This window comes from Bacillus sp. P4_E1, from assembly GCF_056401715.1.
Window position 1 is genome coordinate 23,630 of the sequence record NZ_JBFUIV010000003.1, and the last position, 21,543, is coordinate 45,172.

Sequence of the window (21,543 nt, forward strand, 5' to 3'; positions counted from 1 at the left end):
CTTTTTTATTTACGCTTCTTTTTAATAAATGAAAAGGCTAAAGCTGCAATTAAAATACTGCCTTTAATGATATCTTGCGCATAATAAGGAACGTTCATCATTGTAAGGCCGTTTAATATGATTCCAATTAATACGGAACCAAGAAATGTTCCGATGACATTTGGTTTCTTAGCACCGAACATTGCATAACCGATATAGGCAGCTGCAACTGCATCCATTAATAATGGGGCGCCAGCTGAAACTTGTCCTGTTCCAACGCGGCTACATAGAATAATACCGCCAATAGAGGCAAGTAAACCGCTAATCATATAAGCATATACACGGTAACGATCAGTAGGAATACCAGCTAGTCTAGCAGCTTCTCGATTCCCACCTGTCATATAAAAGAAACGACCGTACGTTGTTTTTTCTAAAAATACATATGCAATTAAAACGACGATAAGCATGATAATGACAGGGACTGGAATTCCTAACACAGAACCTTGACCGATAAATAAAAAGGATGGAATAAAATGTCCTTTGGCACCAGACATTCCTTCATAAATAGAAGATCCTTTTGAAAATGTTAAATGTAGTCCATTCACGATATACATGATACTTAATGTAGCTAGTAAATCTGGTAGTTTAATTCGGATAACGAGTAGTGCATTTAATAATCCAACTAATAGCCCACAAAGAATAGGAACAAGGAGTGTGACTAATAGTTCTTGTCGATATAAAATGAGACAGGAAGCAGCGGCAATGGTTGCTAAACTAGCGGTAGAGCCGACTGATAAATCAAATCCATCTACAATTAATGTAAAGGTAACACCAATTGCAAGTAACGTTACGATAGAAATGGAACGTAAAATATCACTAATATTGTTGTATGTTAAAAAAGAATCGTTGACGATAGAGAAGAAAATTGTAACACCTATAATGATAGCAATCGTACTAAATTGATAAAAAAGATGAGTAGGTAAATATAGTTTCTTAGTTTTTGTTTTATGAACGAGATTCAATGGAATAACTCCCTTCAGATAAATGTAAAAGCTGTTCAGGAGATAGTTCGTCTGGTAAGTATTCACCTACAAATTCTCCGTTTGCGAGTATAAGAATGCGATCAGCGATATGTAGTGCTTCATCTTGTTCTCCTGTGAAGTAAATTACGGAACTTCCGTTTTCAGTAATGTTACGAATGAATTGAAAAATGTCTTGTTTTGCAGCTATGTCTACACCTTTAGTTGGCTCGTCCAAAAGAAATAGATTCGGTTTGAATCCATGCCACTTTGCAATGGAGACTTTTTGCTGGTTTCCACCGCTAAGTGAATGAATAAATGCTTTTGGGTCATTGGGTGAAATGCTGAAAGAAGAAATTGCTGTAGTAGCATTATTTACTTCGGTTTGCTTTCGTCTCCAACCTGATTGGTGTAAATTAGTGTGGCTTATAATATCTTCCGAAAGAAATACGCCTTGTTTTCTTCTTTCCTCTGGTACAAGTGCGATCTTTGCTTTAATCGCATCTCGCGGTGTTTTAATTGTTATTGTTTGACCATCTATTTCTGCGTGATAAGTATGACGAGTACCAAATAACGTTTCAGCAAGTGTTGTTTTGCCACTGCCAATTAATCCGTATATCACAACAGTTTCACCTTTCCGTACGGTGAGAGAAAGGGGAGAATGGTCTTTGTGTAATGGAAGTTCTTGTACTTTAAATAATTCTTCGTTCCCTCGTTTTGGCGCTGTATTAATAGGAAGTGTAAGTTGTTTTCCAGTCATCGCTTCCACAATTTGTTGATCTGTAACCTTTGTAATCGCTTCAGAAATTGCAACTTTACCGTTATGTAATACGGTTACATCATCCGCGAAATTTCGAATCTCTGATAAACGATGAGAAATTAAGATGATGCCAATTCCTTTCAATGTTAAATCTTTTAATAGTTGCCCGAAGGTTTCTACTTCTTTCGGTCCAAGAGAAGAAGTAGGCTCATCTAATAAAAGATAATTTGTATTGTTGGATAAAGCTCTTGCGATAAGAAGTAATTGTTTTTCATGTAATGAGCAGTTTGAAACATCTTCCGAAACATTTAAATCAGCCTGTACAGTTTGCAAATGTTGTTTAGCGAGTGAGACTAATTTTGACTTTGAAAATAGTACTTTATTTTGCATTGCTAAATGATCGATTAGTACATTTTCTAATACAGATAATCCAGGAATAAGTCCGTGATCCACTTCTTGTGTTACGAAAGAAATACCATGCTTTTTTGCATCGCGTGGTGAAGTAAAGGAAATAGACTGATTATCAATTTTTATATTCCCAGCAACTGGTTGAATTTCACCAGTTGCTATTTTTAGTAAAGTACTTTTTCCTGCACCATTCATTCCTAGTAAAGCGTGAACTTTTCCTTTTTGTATGTTAATAGAAACATTTTCTAGTACAGGGGTAGAGATGTGATAAGAATGTGTAATGTTTTGAAGAGAGAATGTCATCATTTTTTCTCCTTCTCTAATTTTTTCATCCAAGGTGAATATGCATCTTTCGAGTCTCCCCAACCGTTTATATGTTTTGATAATTGATCCATCGTTATATTTTCTTGTGGCAAACTATTTTTCTTTACTAAGTAAGGTTCTAGTGAATAAATATCTGGCGTTTGTTCACCAGCGATTTTCTTGTATAAGAAACGCACTTGAACTTTACCGACTTCAGCTGGATCGGTTGCAGCCGTAGCAGTCCAAGGTGAATTTTCTTTTTGCATGAGTTGTAAATCTTCATTACTTAAGTCAATGCTGTATACTTTTATATCTGTACGACCAGCTTGTTCGAGTGCTTTGACGGCCCCCTTAGCAAACTCATCCCACGAAGCGAAAATAGCTTGTAAATCACCTTTTTTCGGATATTTTTTTAGTAAAGCCTCTACTTGTGTTTGCGTATCAAGTGGTGTGTTATTACTAGCGGTACCAAAGCGTGCAACTTCTTTTATATTTGGATAACGTTTATAAAAAGCATCAATGATAATATTGCGACGTTCCATTGGGGCAAATCCGCCAACCCATACGACGGCGATATTCCCTTGTCCATTCAAATCTTCCGCTAACGTTTTTAATGATTTCCATGCAAGACTATAGTCATCTTGATCAATAATCGTTACGCCTGGTAAGCGTAGGTCGTTATCAAATGCAACTACAGGAATATTCGCTTGTAATGCTTTTTCTACTCCGGGTTTTAGTGCTTCAGAGCGACCGTGATCAATTAAAATACCATCAACTTTTGAATTAATAGCAGTATCTAGATTTGTTGCCATTTTTGCTAAATCATTATCAGAATTGTAGACTTGCACACTGCCGCCGAATAGCTCGACTTGTTTTTTGACACCCTCAATATATTGAGAGGAAAAAGTTCCGATGGACATTTGCATAATTAATGCGATTTTTAATGGCTTTTTTACTTGGCTTGGAATTTCTGTTTGTAAATGATTTGCTGCTGTAGTAGTTTCTTTCTTCACCGTTTGTTGCTTTTGTGAAGAGATAGCATCTTGTTCATTTGTGCAAGCTGTTAATGCGAGTAAGAGAATAATGAGTACGGTGGAACATAATTTTTTCATAAAAAAATCCCTCCTAAATTAAGAAAAGAGAGGAGGGAGTGAAAATAAAAACGTCTTTTCATATAGAAAAGACGTCTTATCATATTACTCTTATCTTTCAACACAATGTGTTGTAAGAATTAGCACCGTGCCCATAAATGGGTCGGTTGCCGGGCTTCGTAGGGCTCATCCCTCCACCTGCTCTTGATAAGACATCGAATATTCAACTATTTCGAATTATTCCATAAGTGTATGCTGTTGTCAAATGTTTTTTTGTAAATAAAAAATCCCTCTTTATGAGGGATTTTAATGTGGTAAGAAAACTAATTGATAAGCGAACAAGATCCCGAATAAATACACAAGTGGGTGAACAGCACGGAATTGTCCTTTTGCCACTTTCATAAGTGGGTATGAAATAAATCCAAGTGCAATACCTGTTGAGATACTTGATGTAAGTGGCATGCTTAAGATTACTAAAAATGCTGGGAATGCTTCATCGAATGTATCCCAATCGATGTGGCGAACTGAGCCCATCATAAGACTACCAACGATAATTAGTGATGGTGCTGTAATAGCTGAAACGCCAGAAACAGCGCTCACTAACGGTCCGAAGAATGCTGCTAATGCAAATAGAACAGCTACTGTAACAGTTGTTAAACCTGTACGACCACCAGCTGCAACACCAGCAGATGATTCAATGTAAGCTGTTGATGGTGTTGTTCCGAACATAGCTCCAATTGTTGCTGAGAATGAGTCAGATAGAAGAGCTCGTCCTGCTTTTGGAAGCTTTCCATCTTTCATAAATCCACCTTGTTGTGCAACGCCAAGTAGTGTACCTGTTGTATCAAATAGTGTAACAAGGAAGAATGAGAACACAACGCCGTATAATCCGTAGTTAATTACATCAGATACAGCAGTAATTGGATTTGAAACGATAATTCCTTCTGGTAATCCAGGCATTGATGTAACGCCGCTTGAGAATGTTAATTGACCTGTGAAGTAAGCAATAATACCAGTTAATAACATTCCGATAAATAGTGCCCCGTTTATATTTAAAGACATAAGGATAATTGTAATTCCAAGACCAGCTAATGCTAGTAGAACTGGAGCAGAGTGAAGATCGCCAAGCCCAACTAAGTTTGCATCATTTTTTGTAACAATTCCCGTTAAGCGCAAACCGATAAAGGCAATAAAAAGACCGATACCAGCAGTAAGTGCATGTTTTAAGTTCTCAGGAATTACTTCCATTAATTTCGTACGGAAAGATGTGAATGATAACAAAATTAAAATCATACCTGCTACGAATACAGCAGAGAATGCAATCGCGAAAGTCATGCCTTCATGAGCTTTTACAACAGAATAAGAGAAGTAAGCATTTAATCCCATACCTGGTGCAATTGCGATTGGTAAATTAGTAAAGATCGCCATAAATAATGTTCCGACAACAGCAGCGATAATTGTAGCTGTAAATGCTTGTTCAAACGGAACACCTGCATCCCCAAGGATGACAGGGTTTACGACAATGATATATGCCATTGTTAAAAAGGTAATAATACCTGCCATAATTTCAGTTTTAATAGAAGTTTTATGTTTTGAAAGGTTAAACATATAAACATCCTTTCTTTTTACGAATAATTTTCACAACAGTTATATATAATATTCGTTTTTTAACTATTTTGCAATAGTTTTGCATAAAAACTTTAGAACAACTCATATTTTATGTCGTAAATTCGAATATTAATCGTAAAACTGTGTGTGAATTGCGGTTCTTTAATGTGTAAGTAGTTTTTTTTATTGTGCGCATTATAAGGGGAAAGGAGTTGAAGGAAGTTATGCCGCAGCAAAAAAACTTTTTAACAATGCCAGCACAACATCAAAATAAGCAACCTGGTATTGAATCGTTCATGAATCCTCTTCCAAAGTTTGAAGATCCAAATTATAAAGGAAGTGAAAAGTTAAAAGGAAAGAATGTATTAATTACAGGAGGAGATAGCGGGATTGGAAGAGCTGTTTCTATCGCTTTTGCAAAAGAGGGTGCAAATATTGCGATTGCTTATTTAGATGAGGATGAAGATGCAACTGAGACGAAACAACTTGTGGAAAAAGAAGGCGTGAATTGTGTATTATTGCCGGGAGATTTGAGTAATGAACAACATTGTAAAGAGATTGTAGAAGAGACCGCCCGGCAGCTGGGGAGTTTAAATGTTCTTGTGAATAACGTCGCACAGCAATATCCGCAGCAAGGGCTAGAGTATATTACAGCGGAACAGTTAGAAAAAACGTTCCGTATTAATATTTTTTCTTATTTTCATGTTACAAAAGCAGCCCTCTCTCATTTAAAGCAAGGGGATGTAATTATAAACACGGCATCTATCGTTGCGTATGAAGGAAATGAAACGTTGATTGATTATTCTGCAACGAAAGGAGCGATTGTCGCTTTTACAAGATCGCTATCTCAGTCGTTAGTACAAAAGGGAATTCGTGTAAATGGTGTTGCACCAGGCCCAATTTGGACACCGCTTATTCCATCCAGTTTTGATGAGAAAAAAGTATCACAGTTTGGGAGTAATGTTCCTATGCAAAGGCCTGGTCAGCCGTATGAATTAGCACCTGCATATGTATATTTAGCGTCTAGTGATTCGGCATATGTAACGGGACAGATGATGCATGTAAATGGTGGAGTAATTGTGAATGGATAGTTTTCATTTATAAGAGCAAAGTAAAGTTAATTGTATTTATCCCGCTATTTGCGGGCAGTAAAATTCCACCTCAAAATTCAGGTGGAGCACAGAAGTTAGGTGGGAGATTAACTGCCCGTAAATGCCCGATTGGTGAAGGCTAATAATCAGTGGGGGATGAACAAAACCCCCACTGATTAAAGTTTCACTTTATCCCGCTATTTGCGGGCAGTAAGATTCCTACCTAACAATTCGGTGAATACAAGGAAGTTAGGTGGGAGATAAATGTCCGTAAATGCTCGATTGGTGAAGGCTAATTCTCAGTGGGGATGGACAAAATCCCCCAACGAGTAAAGTTTCACTTTATTATGATGTTAGTGCTAGGGAGGATTTAGATGAAGAAAGTATGGTTTATCGTAATCCTATTTTTCTGCCTGCCAGCTAGCGTTTTTGCTAATACAGATCATTTAATATTAGTTAACCTTACGACGAATCAGCTGTCTTTTTTTGAAGATGGAAACTATACTAAGACATTTCCGATAACGACAGGAAAAGACAGGACCCCGACGCCTGAGGGTAATTTTTGTATTATAACTAAATATAAAAATAAAGAATACCATCGTAAAAAAATAGCTGGGGGTGCTCCGAATAACCCTCTCGGTACGAGGTGGTTAGGTCTAGATAAAAAGGAATATGCAATTCATGGAACAAATCGGGAATGGACGATTGGAAGCAGGGAGTCGAATGGTTGTATTCGCATGCACGATCGGGACATACAATGGTTATACGACCGGGTACAATTACAGACGAAAGTAATTATTTCTCGTTTTCATACGAGTCCCGAATATGAAGCGTATAAGCTTGGTTATCGGGTTGTGAGTTGGAATGGTCGTAAAGTAGAAGAAGAACAAATTGGAATGCTTACGTTAGTAGATCGTGTAAATATATATTGGCAAGAACCAAATGGACAATTGACGAAAGTAAAAACGGTATTGCCAAATGAAAAATATACAGTGTATTCAAAACGAAAAGATGGAACCTATTATATAGGAAACAATTTGTATATTGTAGATGTAACGGGAGAAAAAATTCGTTATGAGCAATTACCTTATTCGATTTTAAGTAACATATATAAAAGGAAATATAATGTTCCATAATAGCTACCGTGTATAGGCGGTAGCTTATTTGTGATGAAGTTTAGTTGGTTTTAATGATTTCATACCAATCGCGCGCCTGTAAATAGTGAGATAAAAAAATTGAAACAGCAACTATTATGTTTTGCTGAATATAATACAGTACAGACTGGGGGGCGGTCACATTATGAAAAGTGAATTTGCATTTAAAATTTTCTTAATCACGACTTGTTTATTTATCGTGTATTTATATGCGTTACTCGTCTTCTCCTTTTATGTTCCATATATTGATTTAATATTGTTCGTTGGATTTATTTGGGCATTTGTTAAAGCGAGGGAAGGGGAGAAGAGTGTATATCGGCGCATTACTTTATGCGGGACGGTCCTTCTCGTTATTTTGTACTTTTTTATGATGCATGATGTTTGGAGAGGAATGTAAAAAAGCATACGACTAATCGTATGCTTTTACGTTTAATATTTCGGTTTAAATGTATGACAACACGTTTCTACACTCGTTGTTACAGAACTTTCAAGCGTCTCGTTTGTTAAAGTAGCGTTTGTATATGAACTGTTTTCAATTTGACCTGCTTCTTGTGCATCAGGTTGAACAACGATTGCACTTGCTTGACAAAGGTTACCTTGTCCCCAAAATGAGCAATTGGAAACAGAGCATTTCACTTCTGGCATAAAACCCCCTCCTCATACATTAGTGTGGGATTTTACGCCCATTTCATGTATAGAAGGAGTTTCCTTTTCTTATTATTTTTTCGTTTGCTCAAGCCACTCTTTTAATTTGTCCTCCGGTTGTTCGCCGCTAATACGGCTCACTTCTTTACCATCTTTAAAATGAATGATTGTTGGAGTTCCTTTAATTTTATATTCATCCCAAGGAGCATCTAATTTTTCAATATCCATAACTTTCATATCAACATTCAAGTCTTTAGCCATTGGTACTACGATAGGAGATAATTTTTGGCAATGAACGCAAGATGTTTGATAAAAGTATACTGTTTCTTCTTTTTTCTCTTTTAAATTCTTTTGGAGATCTGAAAGAGAGATTTTATTTGTGTAGTAGTCAGAACCATCTGTTTGACTAGTAGCATTATCAATTTTTTGGCTTGTTGAAGCATTTTTTTCTTCCATTTGTGTTACAGCGAAAATTGCTGCAAACAAGGCGATAATAATACCACCAAATATAAGCATTTTTTTCATTCTTTCATCTCCTTATTTGTTTTTAATTACAATAAAGCTGCAAATAGCGATTGTGATAAAGCCGATAAGTGCTAAAAACGGGATTGTCACAAAGCCGAACCAGTTTATGTATTCTCCCGTACAAGGTACGCGGCCGCAAGCTGCCCCAGCAGCTGAAAATGCTGCGATTTTTTGAATTGCATAGTGATATAAAGAAATACAAGCACCAATACTTGCGATTGGTAAAGAATAACTTGCAATGCGATAGTCTTTCTTTACTACAGCGATACCGAGCCATAAAACAAATGGATACATAAAAATACGTTGATACCAACAAAGGACACAAGGCTCAAATTTCATAATTTCGGAAAAGTATAGACTTCCTAATGTAGCAATAAACGAAGCTCCCCATGCAGTAAGTAAAGCATATTCTTGCTTTTTTTCTCGTCCCATATTTTATACCTCACTTATAATAGTTACATACTAAATTATAGTATGAAGTGGTAGGGAAAAGAAAGAAAAAATATGTTTATCAATAAAAGTTTTATAAGGAGAAACTTTTATTGATATAAACATTTTAAAAAAGCGCTATTCTCATAAAGAGAATAGCGCTATATTTTACATTTGAATTTGCTCTACTTCTTCTACATGTGACTTTTGGGATGCGTGGTCAATATATTGAAATAGGAGCTGCAATTGTTTATCAACTTCTGGTAGTTCTTTACTGTATTGATAAGCGTGTAAAAAATGCTCAATACGCTTAGAAAATAATTGATCGTTCGTTTGAACCATGAGAACGAGTAATTTATCCCAATTACAGCAATACGTGTAATAGAGAGCTTTATCATAGTCGTTATATGTTTGCACTGTGTACCCTCCTTACCGAGGAGTTATATATAGTGTGTGACAAGTAAGGAGAAATACACTTGAAAGAATTTGTTAAGAAAAAAGGTGAATGAAAAGAGAAAAACGAGGGATTTCCTCGTTTTTATGCTTTTGGCATTGGCGTAGGTGTTGGCTTGCCATACCCTTCTTTGTATTTATTGTCGATATAGTTACGAATTTCGAGCGTTGATTTTCCTTTTTGTTTCATGGAAGCCGATTCAACCGCGATTTCTAGGCAGTTGACACAAGTTGTTGCGTGGGAATCCCAAACAACTTCACCATTCTTTTTAATTTCACGAATAAAGCAGTTTTTATTGTTTTTATGTCCTACACTCTCACCGCAACCGCAGTAACATGGAATCCAATCTAATAGTTCTGCATTTTGTCCAGCGACAGTGTAGATATCTTTCATTTGCGGATCAAGCTTGTCTAGGAAGGTAGGGAGTGTGTCGACTCCTTTTGTCTTTTCTTGAATATCAGCTTGCTGAGTGTGCGTGGCATGGTCATGCTCTTCTTTTGATTCAGAAGATTTTTTGTCATTTGTACTAGTACTCCCGCATCCAACAAGAATTAGGCTCAGTACTGCAAGTAAAGAAAATACATACTTTTTCATTCGCTTGTCCCCTTTACAAATGTATTAACCAAATTGTATCAAATATCATGGTGTGTCGGGTGAAGATTTTTTCGACTGATTTTTGAAGCGCCATCGTAGTGAATGGAATAGAAATAAAATTGGTACATAAGCGTAGACAATATACAGACCAGCTTGAGATAGTATTGTATTTAATGTATTGATACTCTCACGGTTTGTGAAAAATAAGGATGAAATAAATATAGCTGCAATAAAAAATGGAAGTGTAATTTTAAATGGTACGTGAAAAGACCTTTTACTAATGCAACAAGAAGACCAAATTGTTAAACAAAGATTAGGTAAAATAATAAGATACCACATGAAAATAATGATGTACTCAAACCTTTGGATAAAAGGAATCTTTATGATTTTTAGCATTGTTAATGTTGGCCAAATTGTATGATGTAGTTGTCCTTGGCTATAGTACATAAGGGAAACAATGGCTAGTATTACGTATAGAATTGTTGTAAAAGCAATACCACCGTGCGCCCATTTATTTAATGATTTTTCTTTTTTTATAAATGGATAAAAAACAAGAATTGCTTCAAATCCAAGAAATTCTAATGCAGATGATTTCGCTGCAGTTAGAATTTCTAAAGGTGAATGAGTTAGAATTGGGAGAATGTTACGGACATGCGCGTATTTCATTGGGAAAACTAAGAAAAATAGGACGAAAATCGGTATTACGACGCCCCAAAAACACATTCCTGTTACAGAGCGAAAACCACCTTTAATTACGTAGTAAGTCACAAGTAAAAATAATAAAGTTAATTTCCACGGTTTAATTGTAGGGAAGACCCAAACTTGAATGACTTCAATATATGTACGAAGGACAGTAAGGCAAAATAATAGAAGGTATGCAGCAAAGCATACGGACAAAAATGTTCCAATCCACTTTCCGAAACATGTCGTATGAATATTCATTAAATCATTATCTTTTTCTAACATTTTAAGCATGCAAAATAGCACGATATGAGTTGCAATGCCCGCAACAATAAGAGAAATCCAAGAATCATAACCGGCATATTGCGCAATAATCCTTTGGTATCCTAACACACCTACTCCAATTTGAAGGGAGTGTAATAGAAGAAATGTGAAATAAGGGGAAACAGTATGTGTTTTATCTTGTTCAGCCATTACAGCACCTCACTATTCTCCGATACCAGATTGCACGACATTGATTTGCACATGAACAGCAACGTCTACATTAGGGTACATTTCTTGAATTTGTTTTATAGTCCATTTTCTTGAATGACTACGAATTTCTTCTTGTATACCTATCGGATCGATTTCTTTTTCTTGGAATTGTTTTATTAATTCGTTTAAATGCTTCTCAAGCGTTTTTTCTACATGTTTTTTTACGTAAGTTATATTTTCGTGCTTTGCTAAATCGAGCCAGTCGGGAGCATTTTTTATAAGTCCGTTTAACTTTAAGTGGATGTTAACTTTCGGAATGTCACCGTTTTGGGAAAGAGAACAAAAACTTTTCCCGGATAAGTTTTGAGTAGCGATCAATCCTTTATGCTTACCTTGACGTATCGGAACTTCGTAACGACCATTTTTAGTTGGATTAATGAGTAGTTTTAATAAAAAAGATCCTTTTTTATCTGTGTACATAACCACTTTATCCTTTTTTAAAAAAGCAATTCCTTTAATGGAAGCAGACTTGTCTTCATCAACTTTAATATAAGGAAGAAATGGATCGCATCCAGATGAATAAAAGTTATATAAAAAAATATTTAAAGCTGTCCGAGGGATTGTCTCGGTTTCTATATTTTGCTCCAGTAAATCAGATAGATATAGCGATCCATTCGTTTTGACATGTTTAAGTAATTCTTCTGTTGAACCATCTACAAGCGCTAGTTGCACATCTCGGCCAATATTAGGATCACGTTGTAAGTTGTTAATAACATCCCCAATTCCACGTTCACCAAATGATTTTCCAAATAGGACAACACGCATTTGACCTACAGCGATCGTATGTGGTGATTTGGCGTTTAGAAGTGAAGAAATTGTTTCAATTGTATCTGCGGTAGTTGACTGAGTTTCTGGTTTTGATTGAACGCCTTTTGTGTAATCGGGATATAAAATCGTCCCGCGAAATTTTTTATCTTTCGTTATATCAAATCCACCTATATGAATCATTCGCTGTGTGTCTACTATATTCGGTTGTGTACAGCCGGATTGGAAAATTAAAATGATAATGGAAAAGCATAATAAAGTATTTTTCATTTCTCTTCACCATCATGTTTTTCTTTCGCTTTGTTTGGATCATAGCGCCATTTCTTTTTTGGTCTTAGAAAAGAGGCACGTCCTGCAGTTTGACTAAATGGCAAGCGAAAGAGACCTTCTGCCGTTCCTAAACCGCGAAATGGATATAGAGGTAATAAATAAGGTGATCCAAGTGATTTTAAGCGAATTAAATGAGCTAATATGAGTACGAATCCTACAATGAGACCTAAGCCCCCAAATGCACCAGCTAAAAGAATAAGTGGAAATCGTAGTATCCGGATAGTAGAAGACATTTTTACAGTTGGTGTTGTAAAAGAAGCGAGTGCTGATAAAGCAACTGCAATTAATAAAATGGTACTCGTTAAAGCAGCCTGAACAGATGCTTGGCCAATTACAATCCCGCCAACGATGCCGATTGTTTGTCCAACTTTTGTAGGTAATCGTGCTCCAGCTTCACGGAGCAATTCGATTGTGATTTCTAAAAAAAGTGCTTCTAAAATGGGCGGAAAGGGTACATTAGCTCTTGAAAAAATAATCGGACCTAGTAAATCCGCAGGAATCATTTGATAGTGATACGTTAATACAGCTGTATAAATAGCTGATGAAAATAGCGAGAATGCTGCTCCGAAAAAGCGAACCATTCGAAGAAATGAGCCTGCTATCCATGGTAAATAATAATCTTCTGGAGATACGAAGAAATCGAGTAATGTCGCCGGTCCAGCTAATGCGTATGGTGAACCATCTGTTAAAATGACAACACCACCATTAATGAGTGCATAAACAGAACGATCTAAGCGCTCTGTAGGTAGTAAAACAGGGAAGGGAGAGTTACTATTATCGCTAATAAATTGTTCGATCATAGTCGCATCGAAAGGAACATCAAAGTCAATGCCTTGTAGGCGCTGCATTGCAGTATTGACGTGCTGATCATTTGTAATGCCTTCGATGTAAGCAACTACGACCTTTGTTTTTGATATAGAACCAACTATAACTTCTTTGAAAACTAATTGTTCTGTTACGATATTTCGTCGAAGTAAGTGTATATTTGTATCGATATTCTCAACGAAGCCGACTTTTGGACCGATGACACTATATTCATTCTCTGTATCGTTATATAACCTTGTACCTAAAACTGAACTTTCAGCACGAATAAGTGCATATTCTGCTGAGTGAGAATCATTTTTTAGCTGAATAAGTACATACCCACTTAATAATTTTTCACGAATATCATCAATAGAAGGGTCGGTGATGATGTCCTCGAGTGTGACGATATTTGCTATATCACTTATATTTTCAATGTGATCTAATTCTCTTTTAATAGGTGTTAAAATGAATCGATTAATGAGGAGTGATTCAGCTGTAGATTTATAATAAAACAAGCACAATGTTCCATCGTTTACTACGTTATAAGACACGAAATCACTGGATTCTTTCATAGTGTGTATAAACTCTGGAATAGAACAGAGTGCTTTTTTCTTCTTTTTAGATGATACACGGAACATTTCCTCACCCCTTACACACATCATTTACTTGTGTTAGTTTTTGGGAAAGACGGGAATTTATACTTGAAAATTGAAAGTTCATAAAGTGAAGGCTAATAATAGGGATTTTACGGGCGGCACGACTCCCACCTAACTTCTTTGCTCCAGCCGAATTTTGAGGTGGGAGTTTTACTACCCACAAATAGCGGGATAAAGAAAAGGAAGAGTATTGAATATCTCTTCCTTTTTGACAGGCTAATTTGTTTTCTTTTCTTTAATAGACTTCACTAATTTAATCATTTCTGCCCGTATATCTTCTTTTTTCACATTTAATTTTTCCGCAATTTGTTTAATATCCATCCCATCTTTTTTCATTTTTAGTACATCGTCAAGAGGGGTATTACTTTTTTGAGAGATGATTGTTAACACGGTAAGTTGGCGTAAGCCGATGTTATATTCTTTCATTTTTTGTTTCAGTCCATCTGGTGTGGACTTTTGCATATTTGCTAATTTTTGCAGTAGTGCTTTTTTCGTTTCTTTATTCATATGATGCTTTTTCAATTTACTTGGGTCTACACCGAAATGCTGTGCTGTTTTCTCCCAAGATTTATTTTGCTTATAGTAAGCTAAAACGTCCTTAATTTCTTTTTTACTTATTCTTGCAATGTGGGCAGCTTTCCAAATTTCATGTTTATTATAGCCGAGTTTTTCGAGCGACTGCATTTCTTCTTCTGAAATAGGCTTATGATGGTGCATTGTTACTTCTTTTGGCGTGGCAGCGGAAGCAGGAAAGACAGATATCCCGCACAATAATGCTGCCATAGTCATACTTACTGCGATTTTCTTGTACATATAAACTCCTCCTAGATGGGTAATGTGGAAAACTTACACATATCATTTCCATAAAATGTGAAAAACTTGTGAACAAGTTAAGTTTTTTTATTCACAGTATAAAAAGAAGTTTTTCATGGTTTTCCAACATAAAACATTGATTAATAGTGAAAAACTAGGTTATAATCGAAATTGAAAATCAATATCAATAACGGAATTATACATATAGATAAAAATAAGGGAGAGAAAAATATGACTACATATACTTCCATCGCAAATGTTATTAAAGAAAGACGCTCTGTTCGTACATTTACAAATAAAGCAGTAGAAAAAGAGCTATTAATTGAACTATTAAACGACGCAACATGGGCACCGAATCATAAACACCGTGAACCATGGAATTGTAAATTATATATTGGAGAAGGCCGTCAGAAATTAGTAGACGCAGTATTAAACTCTTTCACAGAAGAAGAAAGAGCAAAACGCGGCAAAACTTTATCTGATCGTTTCTTAAGTACGCCTGCACAAATCGTTGTTTACATTAATGAAGATCCGCGTCAAATTCCACGTGACGAAGATTACGCTGCAGCATGTGCATTTATGCAAAACTTCCAATTACTTGCTTGGGAACGCGGATTAGGCTGTGTTTGGAAATCAGGTGGATTAAACTACAATCCACTATTTATAGAAGGAATTGGTTTAACACGAGGCCAACGCATCATTGGAATTCTTCATATCGGCTATTTCGATAAAGCACCAGAAGGAAAAGCGCGTACGCCGATTACGGAGAAGATGGAGATTATTGAAGGTTAATTAGAAAGAGGCATTCTCGTTTTTTTAGAGGGTGCCTTTTTATTATGCAATCAATCCTCATGAAAGCTTGTTCCTCATCATACACTTTCTTAAGGGAAAGTGTAAGGAGGGAAAATAATGAGAGCAAGTGATGATAAAGCACTACAATATGCGATTGCTGAAATTACGGAAATTGCGACTGGATTTGGTCTTGATTTTTATCCGATGCGCTATGAAGTATGTCCAGCGGAAATTATCTATACATTTGGTGCATATGGGATGCCGACGAGGTTTTCGCATTGGAGTTTTGGAAAGCAATTTTTCAGAATGAAATTACAATACGATTTAGGACTTAGTAAAATTTATGAACTCGTTATTAACTCTAATCCATGTTACGCCTTTTTATTAGATACGAATTCTTTAATTCAAAATAAATTAATCGTGGCGCACGTTTTAGCACATTGTGATTTCTTCAAAAATAATATTCGTTTTTCTAATACGAAGCGCGATATGGTGGAGAGTATGGCAGCGACAGCAGATCGTGTGAAGGCGTATGAACATAAGTATGGAAGAGAAGAGGTAGAAACATTTTTAGATGCCGTACTTGCCATTCAAGAACATATTGATCCATCGCTTATGCGTCCGAAACTTGCATGGAGTATTGAAGATTTAGAAGAGGATGTAGAAAAGAAAAAGATATCACAGTACGATGATTTATGGAATTTAGATGATCGAAACAAAAAGAGAGAACGACCTAATATGCATAAAAAGAAGAAAATCCCACCGCAGCCAGAAAAAGATTTACTCCTCTTTATTGAAGAATATAGCCGTGAGCTAGAAGAGTGGCAGCGCGACATATTAACGATGATGCGTGAAGAAATGTTATACTTCTGGCCACAGCTTGAAACGAAGATTATGAATGAAGGTTGGGCTTCCTTCTGGCATCAACGCATACTTCGTGAAATGGACTTAACATCTGGTGAAGCAATTGAATTTGCGAAATTAAATGCAGGTGTCGTACAGCCATCAAAAACAAGTATTAATCCATACTACCTCGGTATTAAAATGTTCGAAGATATTGAAGAGCGCTATAACAACCCGACAGAAGAAATGAAACGACGCGGTGTGAAACCTGGTTCTGGTCGTGACAAAATCTTTGAAGTACGGGAAATTGAATGGGATGTATCGTTCCTAAGAAACTATTTAAATAAAAAACTTGTAATGAGAGAAGATATGTACTTATTCCAGCGCCAAGGAAAAGAATATAAAGTAATTGATAAAGAATGGGAGCATGTACGCGATCAACTCGTAAATATGCGCACAAATGGAGGTTTCCCGTACTTAGTAGTAGAAGATGGAGACTACTTAAAGAATGGGGAATTGTACATTAAACATAGCTATGAAGGAATTGAGTTAGATTTAAAATACTTAGAAAAAGTATTACCGTATCTTCATCAGCTATGGGGAAGAACAGTGCATATGGAATCGATTGTGGAGAGTAAGGGCGTTGTGTTTTCTTATGATGGGAAGATGGTGCATCGGAAGTATGTGTGATGAAAAGAACGGACATAGAATTTCTTGTCCGTTCTTTTTTATTATATGGAGTTTTTGTTTACCAAACAGGTCGTATGCTCGATGATAATTTTCCTGTATTTTCTTTAGTAACGAATGTTGTTAAATCCTCTTTAAGCATTTGCATTCGTTCTGCACCTATGTTTGCAATCCATCGTTGTTCTATTTCAGCTACTATTTCTTCTTTTGCTTTCATTACTGCTAAACCACGCTCGGTTAAAACAATAATTTTACCTCTTTTATCAGTAGGATGCGTTTGGCGCGTGACATAACCACTGTTCTCAAGAGAATCTACCATTTTACTTATGGCTTGTTTTGAAACCCCTAAATATTCAGCTAGTTCTATACCGGTTGCTCCATTAGGAAGGATGCGTTTGAACATAAAACCGTGCGCTGGCCTAATATCTTCAAATCCTAATTCACTTAATCTATCATGTAGTTCAGTAATTAATGTGCTGAAAGATAGTGATAAAAGTGATGTAAGATCTAGTTCGTTAAGTGTTTGATGAGTCATGTATATAACCTCCTTACTTATAGTCAATTAAATTGACTATAAGTAGAATCTATTGTACTATACAGGATATAGTCAATCAAATTGACTATATAATAGTAATAGAACAAATAATGATTTATCTAAATAATATTAATGAATTATGGAGGTTTCACATGGTTAATATCGTTAAAATTAGAGGGAGTGTATTTGCACCGTATGCTTTGCTGAAACCTATTCAGGATCCTGCGACGGGAAGAGTGTTTGAATATGCCGGAGATGCACGTGAATTTACACCATACGCTGTGAACACAAAGCGTTCAAGATTAGAACAAGAAGTGGTTGTTGATTTTTATAAAAGAGAAATTTTCACATATGCAGATGCTTGTATCGTTACTGTGAAAATTACAAATCCAGATGGCTCAATTGAGTATCAAAAAGGAGAAACAAGTACAGAAAACATTGCATGTACAAATATTGTATGGAGTGAAGATGAAGTTTCATTTGAAATGAGAGCAAGTGCAAGTAATCCGTTAAACGCGGCAGCACCTGCAGCTGATTATTTTTTGACTATACGAGTTAATGAAAGTGGTACTGTGCATGTTGAAGGTTTACATGATGGTTTTCCTTGCTATGAATTTTATAAACAAATCGACTTTGGTTCATTTGAATTAATATATACACATGATTTCAGAAAAACGGATGATACCCCAGCAGCACTAGCTGGAGAAATGGAATATAGCTTTAAAACGAAAATCTAGATATAAATATAGCGCTATTTTTTAGAAGGAAGTAGCAAACGTAAAAGAGAAAGCTATTGGTTCTAGGATTGAAATTGTGGTCTATTTTATTCAATAGCATGCAGTATATAAAATTAGAATTATAGGGGTGTTTCTTATGACGAATATCGTTAAAATAAGAGCCAGTGTATTTATTCCAATGTCTTGGACAGAACCGCGGAAGGATGCACAAACAGGGAAAGTAATCCAGTTTGAAGGTGATTCACGTGAATTTACACCACATGCGGTAAATACTATGCGCTCTAGAGTTGAGCAAGAGGTAGTAGTGGACTTTTATAAAGAAGAAGTGTTTTCATATGCAAACACGGGTATTACGACAGAGAAGGTCACAAATCCAGATGGTTCTGTGAATAAAAGAACAGGAAAAGCGAGTACTGAAAATATTGTGTGTACGGATATTTCATGGAATTCTGATGGTGTGCAATTCAAAATGAGTGCAAGCGCTAGTAATCCGTTAAATGTGTATGCCCCTCCTGTGGACTATTTATTAACTGTATGTGTGAACAAGGATGGTAGTATCGATATTCAAGGAGAACATGATGGATTCCCTTGTTTCGAATTTTATAAGCAAGTAGATTTCGGTTCATTTGAACAAATTTATACACATGATTTTAGAGAAACTGGTGATACACCTGAAGCGTTAGGTGGAGAAATGGATTATAGTTTTACAAAGAGATTATAAGAAGTAGGATAATAAAACGGTTGATTCCTTGATTCGTAAATGAAATGAATTAGTTGGACTACCAAGCAGTGTAGTTGAGAAATGCAAAAGCCAATGAAATCAGTGGCTTTTGCATTTTTACTATACTCTAGGAGATTTCAAAAAAATAAACCACTTTACAATATACCCTTAAGGGTATATGATATTATACAAATTTACAAAGTAATGTATAATATAGTTATAATTACGGAGGTGATCTACAGTGGAATATAATCAAGATATGAAAAATAGATTGAAACGTATTGAAGGTCAAGTTCGTGGTGTGCTTCGCATGATGGAAGAGGGAAAAGATTGCCGAGATGTTATTACACAGTTAACTGCATCCCGTTCTGCACTTGATCGTACAATTGGACTCGTTGTTGGAACAAATTTAGAGCAATGTTTGCGCGAGCAGTTTGAAACAGGTAATGGTTCAAATGAAGAGTTAATTAAAGAAGCCGTTCAATTACTTGTAAAAAGCCGATAATCTGTCAAACGTATGTGTTGACAGATTTTCAAAAATATTTTATTATACCCCTACAGGTATATGTATGCTAATTAGGGAGGAAATGATTATGAGTATAAAAGTTGATATGAATTTAGACTGTAAAGGCTTGGCTTGCCCGATGCCAATTGTGAAGACAAAAAAGGCGATGGAAGGGTTGGCATCAGGGCAAGTTATTGAAATAGAGGCGACAGATAAAGGTTCTATGCTAGATATTCAAAGTTGGTCAAGTAAAGTAGGGCATCAATATATCGGAACGAAACAAGAGGGAGATATATTAAAGCATTATGTACGAAAATCCCATGAACATGAAGTAAATGAAGTTGTGAAGTATCCGCATACAATTACGAATGGGGAATTGCAAGATCTATTATTAAGTGGTGAAGAGTGTATTGTAGTAGATGTTCGTGAAGCGGCGGAATTTGCCTTTGGTCATATTCCATCTGCCATTTCGGTTCCATTAGGTGAAATAGATAGTGCTATGTTAGACAGTGCGAAACCAATTTATGTTGTTTGCCGAACTGGTAACCGTAGTGATGTAGCTTGCCAAGTGTTGAAAGAGAGAGGTTTTTCAAACGTGAAAAATGTCATTCCAGGTATGTTAGAGTGGCAAGGAAATATAGAAAAATAAAATTTTTTAAATATAAATATACCTCAGGGGGTAATTGGATGAGTGTTAAACTGTTACAAGCAAAAGATGTCGCAGAGAAAGTTTTATTCGGAGAATTGTTTATTTTAGATGTTCGTAATGAAACGGACTATGAAGATTGGAAAATTGAAGGGAAACAAGTTTCTTCTATAAATAAACCGTATTTTGACTTATTAGATGGTGTAGATCATATTGTAGATGAATTGCCGAGGGAGAAAGAAATTTTAGTCGTATGTGCGAAAGAAGGTTCTTCGCAGTTTGTCGCAGAGCAATTGTTACATGCCGGATTCAATGATGTTTATTATTTAGCTGGTGGTATGAAAGCTTGGAGTGAATATGTAAAGCCGTTAAAAGTAGGAGATGGACAGGGCGGAGGAAGTGTATATCAATTTAACCGTCTTGGAAAAGGCTGTTTATCTTATATGATCGTCTCAAACGGTGAAGCAGCAGTTATTGATGCAATCAGAACGGTTGAAGCATATGAAGATTTTGCGGAAGAGCATGGTGTTACTATTACGAATGTCATGGATACACATTTACATGCAGACCATATTTCTGGAGGACGTAGGTTAGCTGAAAAAGTAGGGGGTACGTATTGGTTACCTCCAAAAGATGCGGAGGAAGTCGTTTTCTCATATAAACCGCTTGTTGAAGGATCTGTTATTACGGTGGGGGGTACCAAAATTGAAATTGACGCATTATACTCACCGGGGCATACGATTGGAAGTACATCATTTATTGTAGATGATTCCTATTTATTATCAGGCGATATTTTATTTGTAGATTCAATCGGGCGTCCAGATCTTGCTGGGAAGGCGGAAGACTGGGTAGGGGATTTACGAAATACTTTATATAAACGTTATAAGGAATTATCTCAAGATTTAATTGTTTTACCAGCTCATTATTCAAAAATAAGTGAAATGGACGACAGAGGCATTGTGAGTGCGCATTTACAAGATTTATTTAAGGAGAATGTAGGGTTAAATATTGCCGATGAGGTAGAGTTTCGTAAAACTGTGACAGAGAACTTACCGCTTCAGCCGAATGCTTATGAAGAAATTCGTCAAACGAATATGGGTAAGATTTATCCGAGTGTGGAAGAAGAGCGTGAAATGGAGATTGGTCCAAATCGCTGTGCAGTTCATGATTCATTATAAAATAACAAACTGGAGGAATAGATGATGAATGTAAAACAAGTATTAGATGCGAAAGGTTTAGCATGTCCAATGCCGATCGTAAGAACGAAGAGAGCGATGGATACTTTACAAACTGGAGAAGTGTTAGAAGTACATGTAACGGATAAAGGATCAGTAAAAGATATTCCAGCATGGTCAAAAACAGGCGGTCATGAAATAGTAAAGCATAATATAGAAGACGATGTGCTGAAGTTTTGGATTAAGAAGGCGTAGTGAA

At 36.1% G+C, this 21,543-nt stretch carries 25 protein-coding genes and 1 riboswitch; of the genes, 11 read left to right on the top strand and 14 right to left on the bottom strand.

Translation table 11 applies throughout. The annotated features are described in order from the left end of the window. Positions 1-5: 5 nt before the first annotated feature. The 4 genes from AC1DS7_RS04485 to AC1DS7_RS04500 form a co-directional block, all read right to left on the bottom strand. Positions 6-1,001: an ABC transporter permease gene (locus AC1DS7_RS04485; RefSeq protein WP_001054974.1), complete on the bottom strand. Its 996-nt coding sequence runs from the start codon at positions 999-1,001 to the stop codon at positions 6-8. Then, positions 985-2,472 carry a sugar ABC transporter ATP-binding protein gene (locus AC1DS7_RS04490; RefSeq protein WP_016101770.1) on the bottom strand — a complete coding sequence of 496 codons (1,488 nt, stop codon included), beginning with the start codon at positions 2,470-2,472 and terminating at the stop codon, positions 985-987. The genes AC1DS7_RS04485 and AC1DS7_RS04490 overlap by 17 nt, the downstream gene beginning before the upstream one ends. Then, the gene (locus AC1DS7_RS04495) at positions 2,469-3,581 is read right to left on the bottom strand and encodes a sugar ABC transporter substrate-binding protein (protein ID WP_016101769.1); all 1,113 of its coding nucleotides are present in this window, start codon (positions 3,579-3,581) and stop codon (positions 2,469-2,471) included. The genes AC1DS7_RS04490 and AC1DS7_RS04495 overlap by 4 nt, the downstream gene beginning before the upstream one ends. Positions 3,582-3,668: 87 nt before the next feature. After that, positions 3,669-3,774, bottom strand: a riboswitch (SAM riboswitch). Between the two features lie 92 nt (positions 3,775-3,866). Beyond that, positions 3,867-5,168: an NCS2 family permease gene (locus AC1DS7_RS04500; RefSeq protein ID WP_002029878.1), complete on the bottom strand. Its 1,302-nt coding sequence runs from the start codon at positions 5,166-5,168 to the stop codon at positions 3,867-3,869. A gap of 224 nt (positions 5,169-5,392) precedes the next feature. Here AC1DS7_RS04500 and AC1DS7_RS04505 point away from each other — a divergent pair, with 224 nt between their 5' ends. The 3 genes from AC1DS7_RS04505 to AC1DS7_RS04515 all read left to right on the top strand — a co-directional run bounded on the left by AC1DS7_RS04505 (position 5,393) and on the right by AC1DS7_RS04515 (position 7,810). After that, positions 5,393-6,259: an SDR family oxidoreductase gene (locus AC1DS7_RS04505; RefSeq protein WP_476998855.1), complete on the top strand. Its 867-nt coding sequence runs from the start codon at positions 5,393-5,395 to the stop codon at positions 6,257-6,259. 374 nt (positions 6,260-6,633) lie between these two features. Continuing rightward, positions 6,634-7,395, top strand: a complete 762-nt coding sequence (locus AC1DS7_RS04510) for a L,D-transpeptidase (RefSeq protein WP_002029880.1) — start codon at positions 6,634-6,636, stop codon at positions 7,393-7,395. Positions 7,396-7,558: 163 nt separating this feature from the next. Next, positions 7,559-7,810, top strand: a complete 252-nt coding sequence (locus AC1DS7_RS04515) for a hypothetical protein (protein ID WP_002029881.1) — start codon at positions 7,559-7,561, stop codon at positions 7,808-7,810. A gap of 32 nt (positions 7,811-7,842) precedes the next feature. Here the strand turns inward: AC1DS7_RS04515 and AC1DS7_RS04520 are convergent, their stop codons facing one another. The 9 genes from AC1DS7_RS04520 to AC1DS7_RS04560 all read right to left on the bottom strand — a co-directional run bounded on the left by AC1DS7_RS04520 (position 7,843) and on the right by AC1DS7_RS04560 (position 14,643). Beyond that, on the bottom strand, positions 7,843-8,058 hold the full coding sequence (locus tag AC1DS7_RS04520) for a DUF1540 domain-containing protein (RefSeq protein ID WP_002029883.1): 216 nt from the start codon (positions 8,056-8,058) through the stop codon (positions 7,843-7,845). A 72-nt stretch (positions 8,059-8,130) separates the two neighbouring features. Beyond that, complete coding sequence (locus AC1DS7_RS04525) at positions 8,131-8,583, bottom strand: thioredoxin family protein (protein WP_002029885.1); 453 nt, start codon at positions 8,581-8,583, stop codon at positions 8,131-8,133. A 12-nt stretch (positions 8,584-8,595) separates the two neighbouring features. After that, positions 8,596-9,015 carry a disulfide formation protein C gene (locus AC1DS7_RS04530; RefSeq protein WP_002140448.1) on the bottom strand — a complete coding sequence of 140 codons (420 nt, stop codon included), beginning with the start codon at positions 9,013-9,015 and terminating at the stop codon, positions 8,596-8,598. Positions 9,016-9,180: 165 nt separating this feature from the next. After that, complete coding sequence (locus AC1DS7_RS04535) at positions 9,181-9,429, bottom strand: YhdB family protein (RefSeq protein ID WP_001195459.1); 249 nt, start codon at positions 9,427-9,429, stop codon at positions 9,181-9,183. A 121-nt stretch (positions 9,430-9,550) separates the two neighbouring features. Next, positions 9,551-10,060 (bottom strand): PCYCGC domain-containing protein, encoded by a 510-nt coding sequence (locus tag AC1DS7_RS04540; protein WP_002140449.1) that lies wholly within the window; start codon positions 10,058-10,060, stop codon positions 9,551-9,553. A gap of 45 nt (positions 10,061-10,105) precedes the next feature. Continuing rightward, a complete protein-coding gene (locus AC1DS7_RS04545) occupies positions 10,106-11,215 on the bottom strand; it encodes a GerAB/ArcD/ProY family transporter (RefSeq protein WP_372488997.1) in 1,110 nt (369 codons plus the stop codon). A gap of 12 nt (positions 11,216-11,227) precedes the next feature. Next, positions 11,228-12,310 carry a spore germination protein GerYC gene (gerYC, locus tag AC1DS7_RS04550; RefSeq protein ID WP_002140451.1) on the bottom strand — a complete coding sequence of 361 codons (1,083 nt, stop codon included), beginning with the start codon at positions 12,308-12,310 and terminating at the stop codon, positions 11,228-11,230. Then, complete coding sequence (locus AC1DS7_RS04555; protein ID WP_159146253.1) at positions 12,307-13,812, bottom strand: spore germination protein; 1,506 nt, start codon at positions 13,810-13,812, stop codon at positions 12,307-12,309. The genes gerYC and AC1DS7_RS04555 overlap by 4 nt, the downstream gene beginning before the upstream one ends. Positions 13,813-14,046: 234 nt before the next feature. Beyond that, positions 14,047-14,643: a hypothetical protein gene (locus AC1DS7_RS04560; protein ID WP_002140453.1), complete on the bottom strand. Its 597-nt coding sequence runs from the start codon at positions 14,641-14,643 to the stop codon at positions 14,047-14,049. Between the two features lie 231 nt (positions 14,644-14,874). On the opposite strand from AC1DS7_RS04560, the gene AC1DS7_RS04565 reads away from it, so the two are divergent. Further along, positions 14,875-15,435: a nitroreductase family protein gene (locus tag AC1DS7_RS04565; protein ID WP_159146255.1), complete on the top strand. Its 561-nt coding sequence runs from the start codon at positions 14,875-14,877 to the stop codon at positions 15,433-15,435. Between the two features lie 117 nt (positions 15,436-15,552). Beyond that, a complete protein-coding gene (gene spoVR / locus AC1DS7_RS04570) occupies positions 15,553-16,968 on the top strand; it encodes a stage V sporulation protein SpoVR (protein ID WP_002029894.1) in 1,416 nt (471 codons plus the stop codon). A gap of 58 nt (positions 16,969-17,026) precedes the next feature. Here the strand turns inward: spoVR and AC1DS7_RS04575 are convergent, their stop codons facing one another. Beyond that, on the bottom strand, positions 17,027-17,500 hold the full coding sequence (locus AC1DS7_RS04575; protein ID WP_002140454.1) for a MarR family winged helix-turn-helix transcriptional regulator: 474 nt from the start codon (positions 17,498-17,500) through the stop codon (positions 17,027-17,029). Between the two features lie 152 nt (positions 17,501-17,652). Here AC1DS7_RS04575 and AC1DS7_RS04580 point away from each other — a divergent pair, with 152 nt between their 5' ends. The 6 genes from AC1DS7_RS04580 (at position 17,653) to AC1DS7_RS04605 (ending at position 21,539) form a co-directional block, all read left to right on the top strand. Then, positions 17,653-18,237: a DUF3238 domain-containing protein gene (locus AC1DS7_RS04580; protein ID WP_002140455.1), complete on the top strand. Its 585-nt coding sequence runs from the start codon at positions 17,653-17,655 to the stop codon at positions 18,235-18,237. 136 nt (positions 18,238-18,373) lie between these two features. Beyond that, positions 18,374-18,958, top strand: coding sequence for a DUF3238 domain-containing protein (locus AC1DS7_RS04585; protein ID WP_002140456.1), 585 nt, complete (start codon positions 18,374-18,376; stop codon positions 18,956-18,958). A gap of 241 nt (positions 18,959-19,199) precedes the next feature. Beyond that, positions 19,200-19,463, top strand: coding sequence for a metal-sensitive transcriptional regulator (locus tag AC1DS7_RS04590; protein WP_000456201.1), 264 nt, complete (start codon positions 19,200-19,202; stop codon positions 19,461-19,463). 88 nt (positions 19,464-19,551) lie between these two features. Further along, complete coding sequence (locus AC1DS7_RS04595; protein WP_002140458.1) at positions 19,552-20,112, top strand: sulfurtransferase TusA family protein; 561 nt, start codon at positions 19,552-19,554, stop codon at positions 20,110-20,112. A gap of 38 nt (positions 20,113-20,150) precedes the next feature. Then, positions 20,151-21,287 (top strand): MBL fold metallo-hydrolase, encoded by a 1,137-nt coding sequence (locus AC1DS7_RS04600; protein ID WP_476998798.1) that lies wholly within the window; start codon positions 20,151-20,153, stop codon positions 21,285-21,287. Positions 21,288-21,308: 21 nt separating this feature from the next. Continuing rightward, on the top strand, positions 21,309-21,539 hold the full coding sequence (locus AC1DS7_RS04605; RefSeq protein WP_002029907.1) for a sulfurtransferase TusA family protein: 231 nt from the start codon (positions 21,309-21,311) through the stop codon (positions 21,537-21,539). The last annotated feature ends 4 nt before the right edge of the window (positions 21,540-21,543 follow it).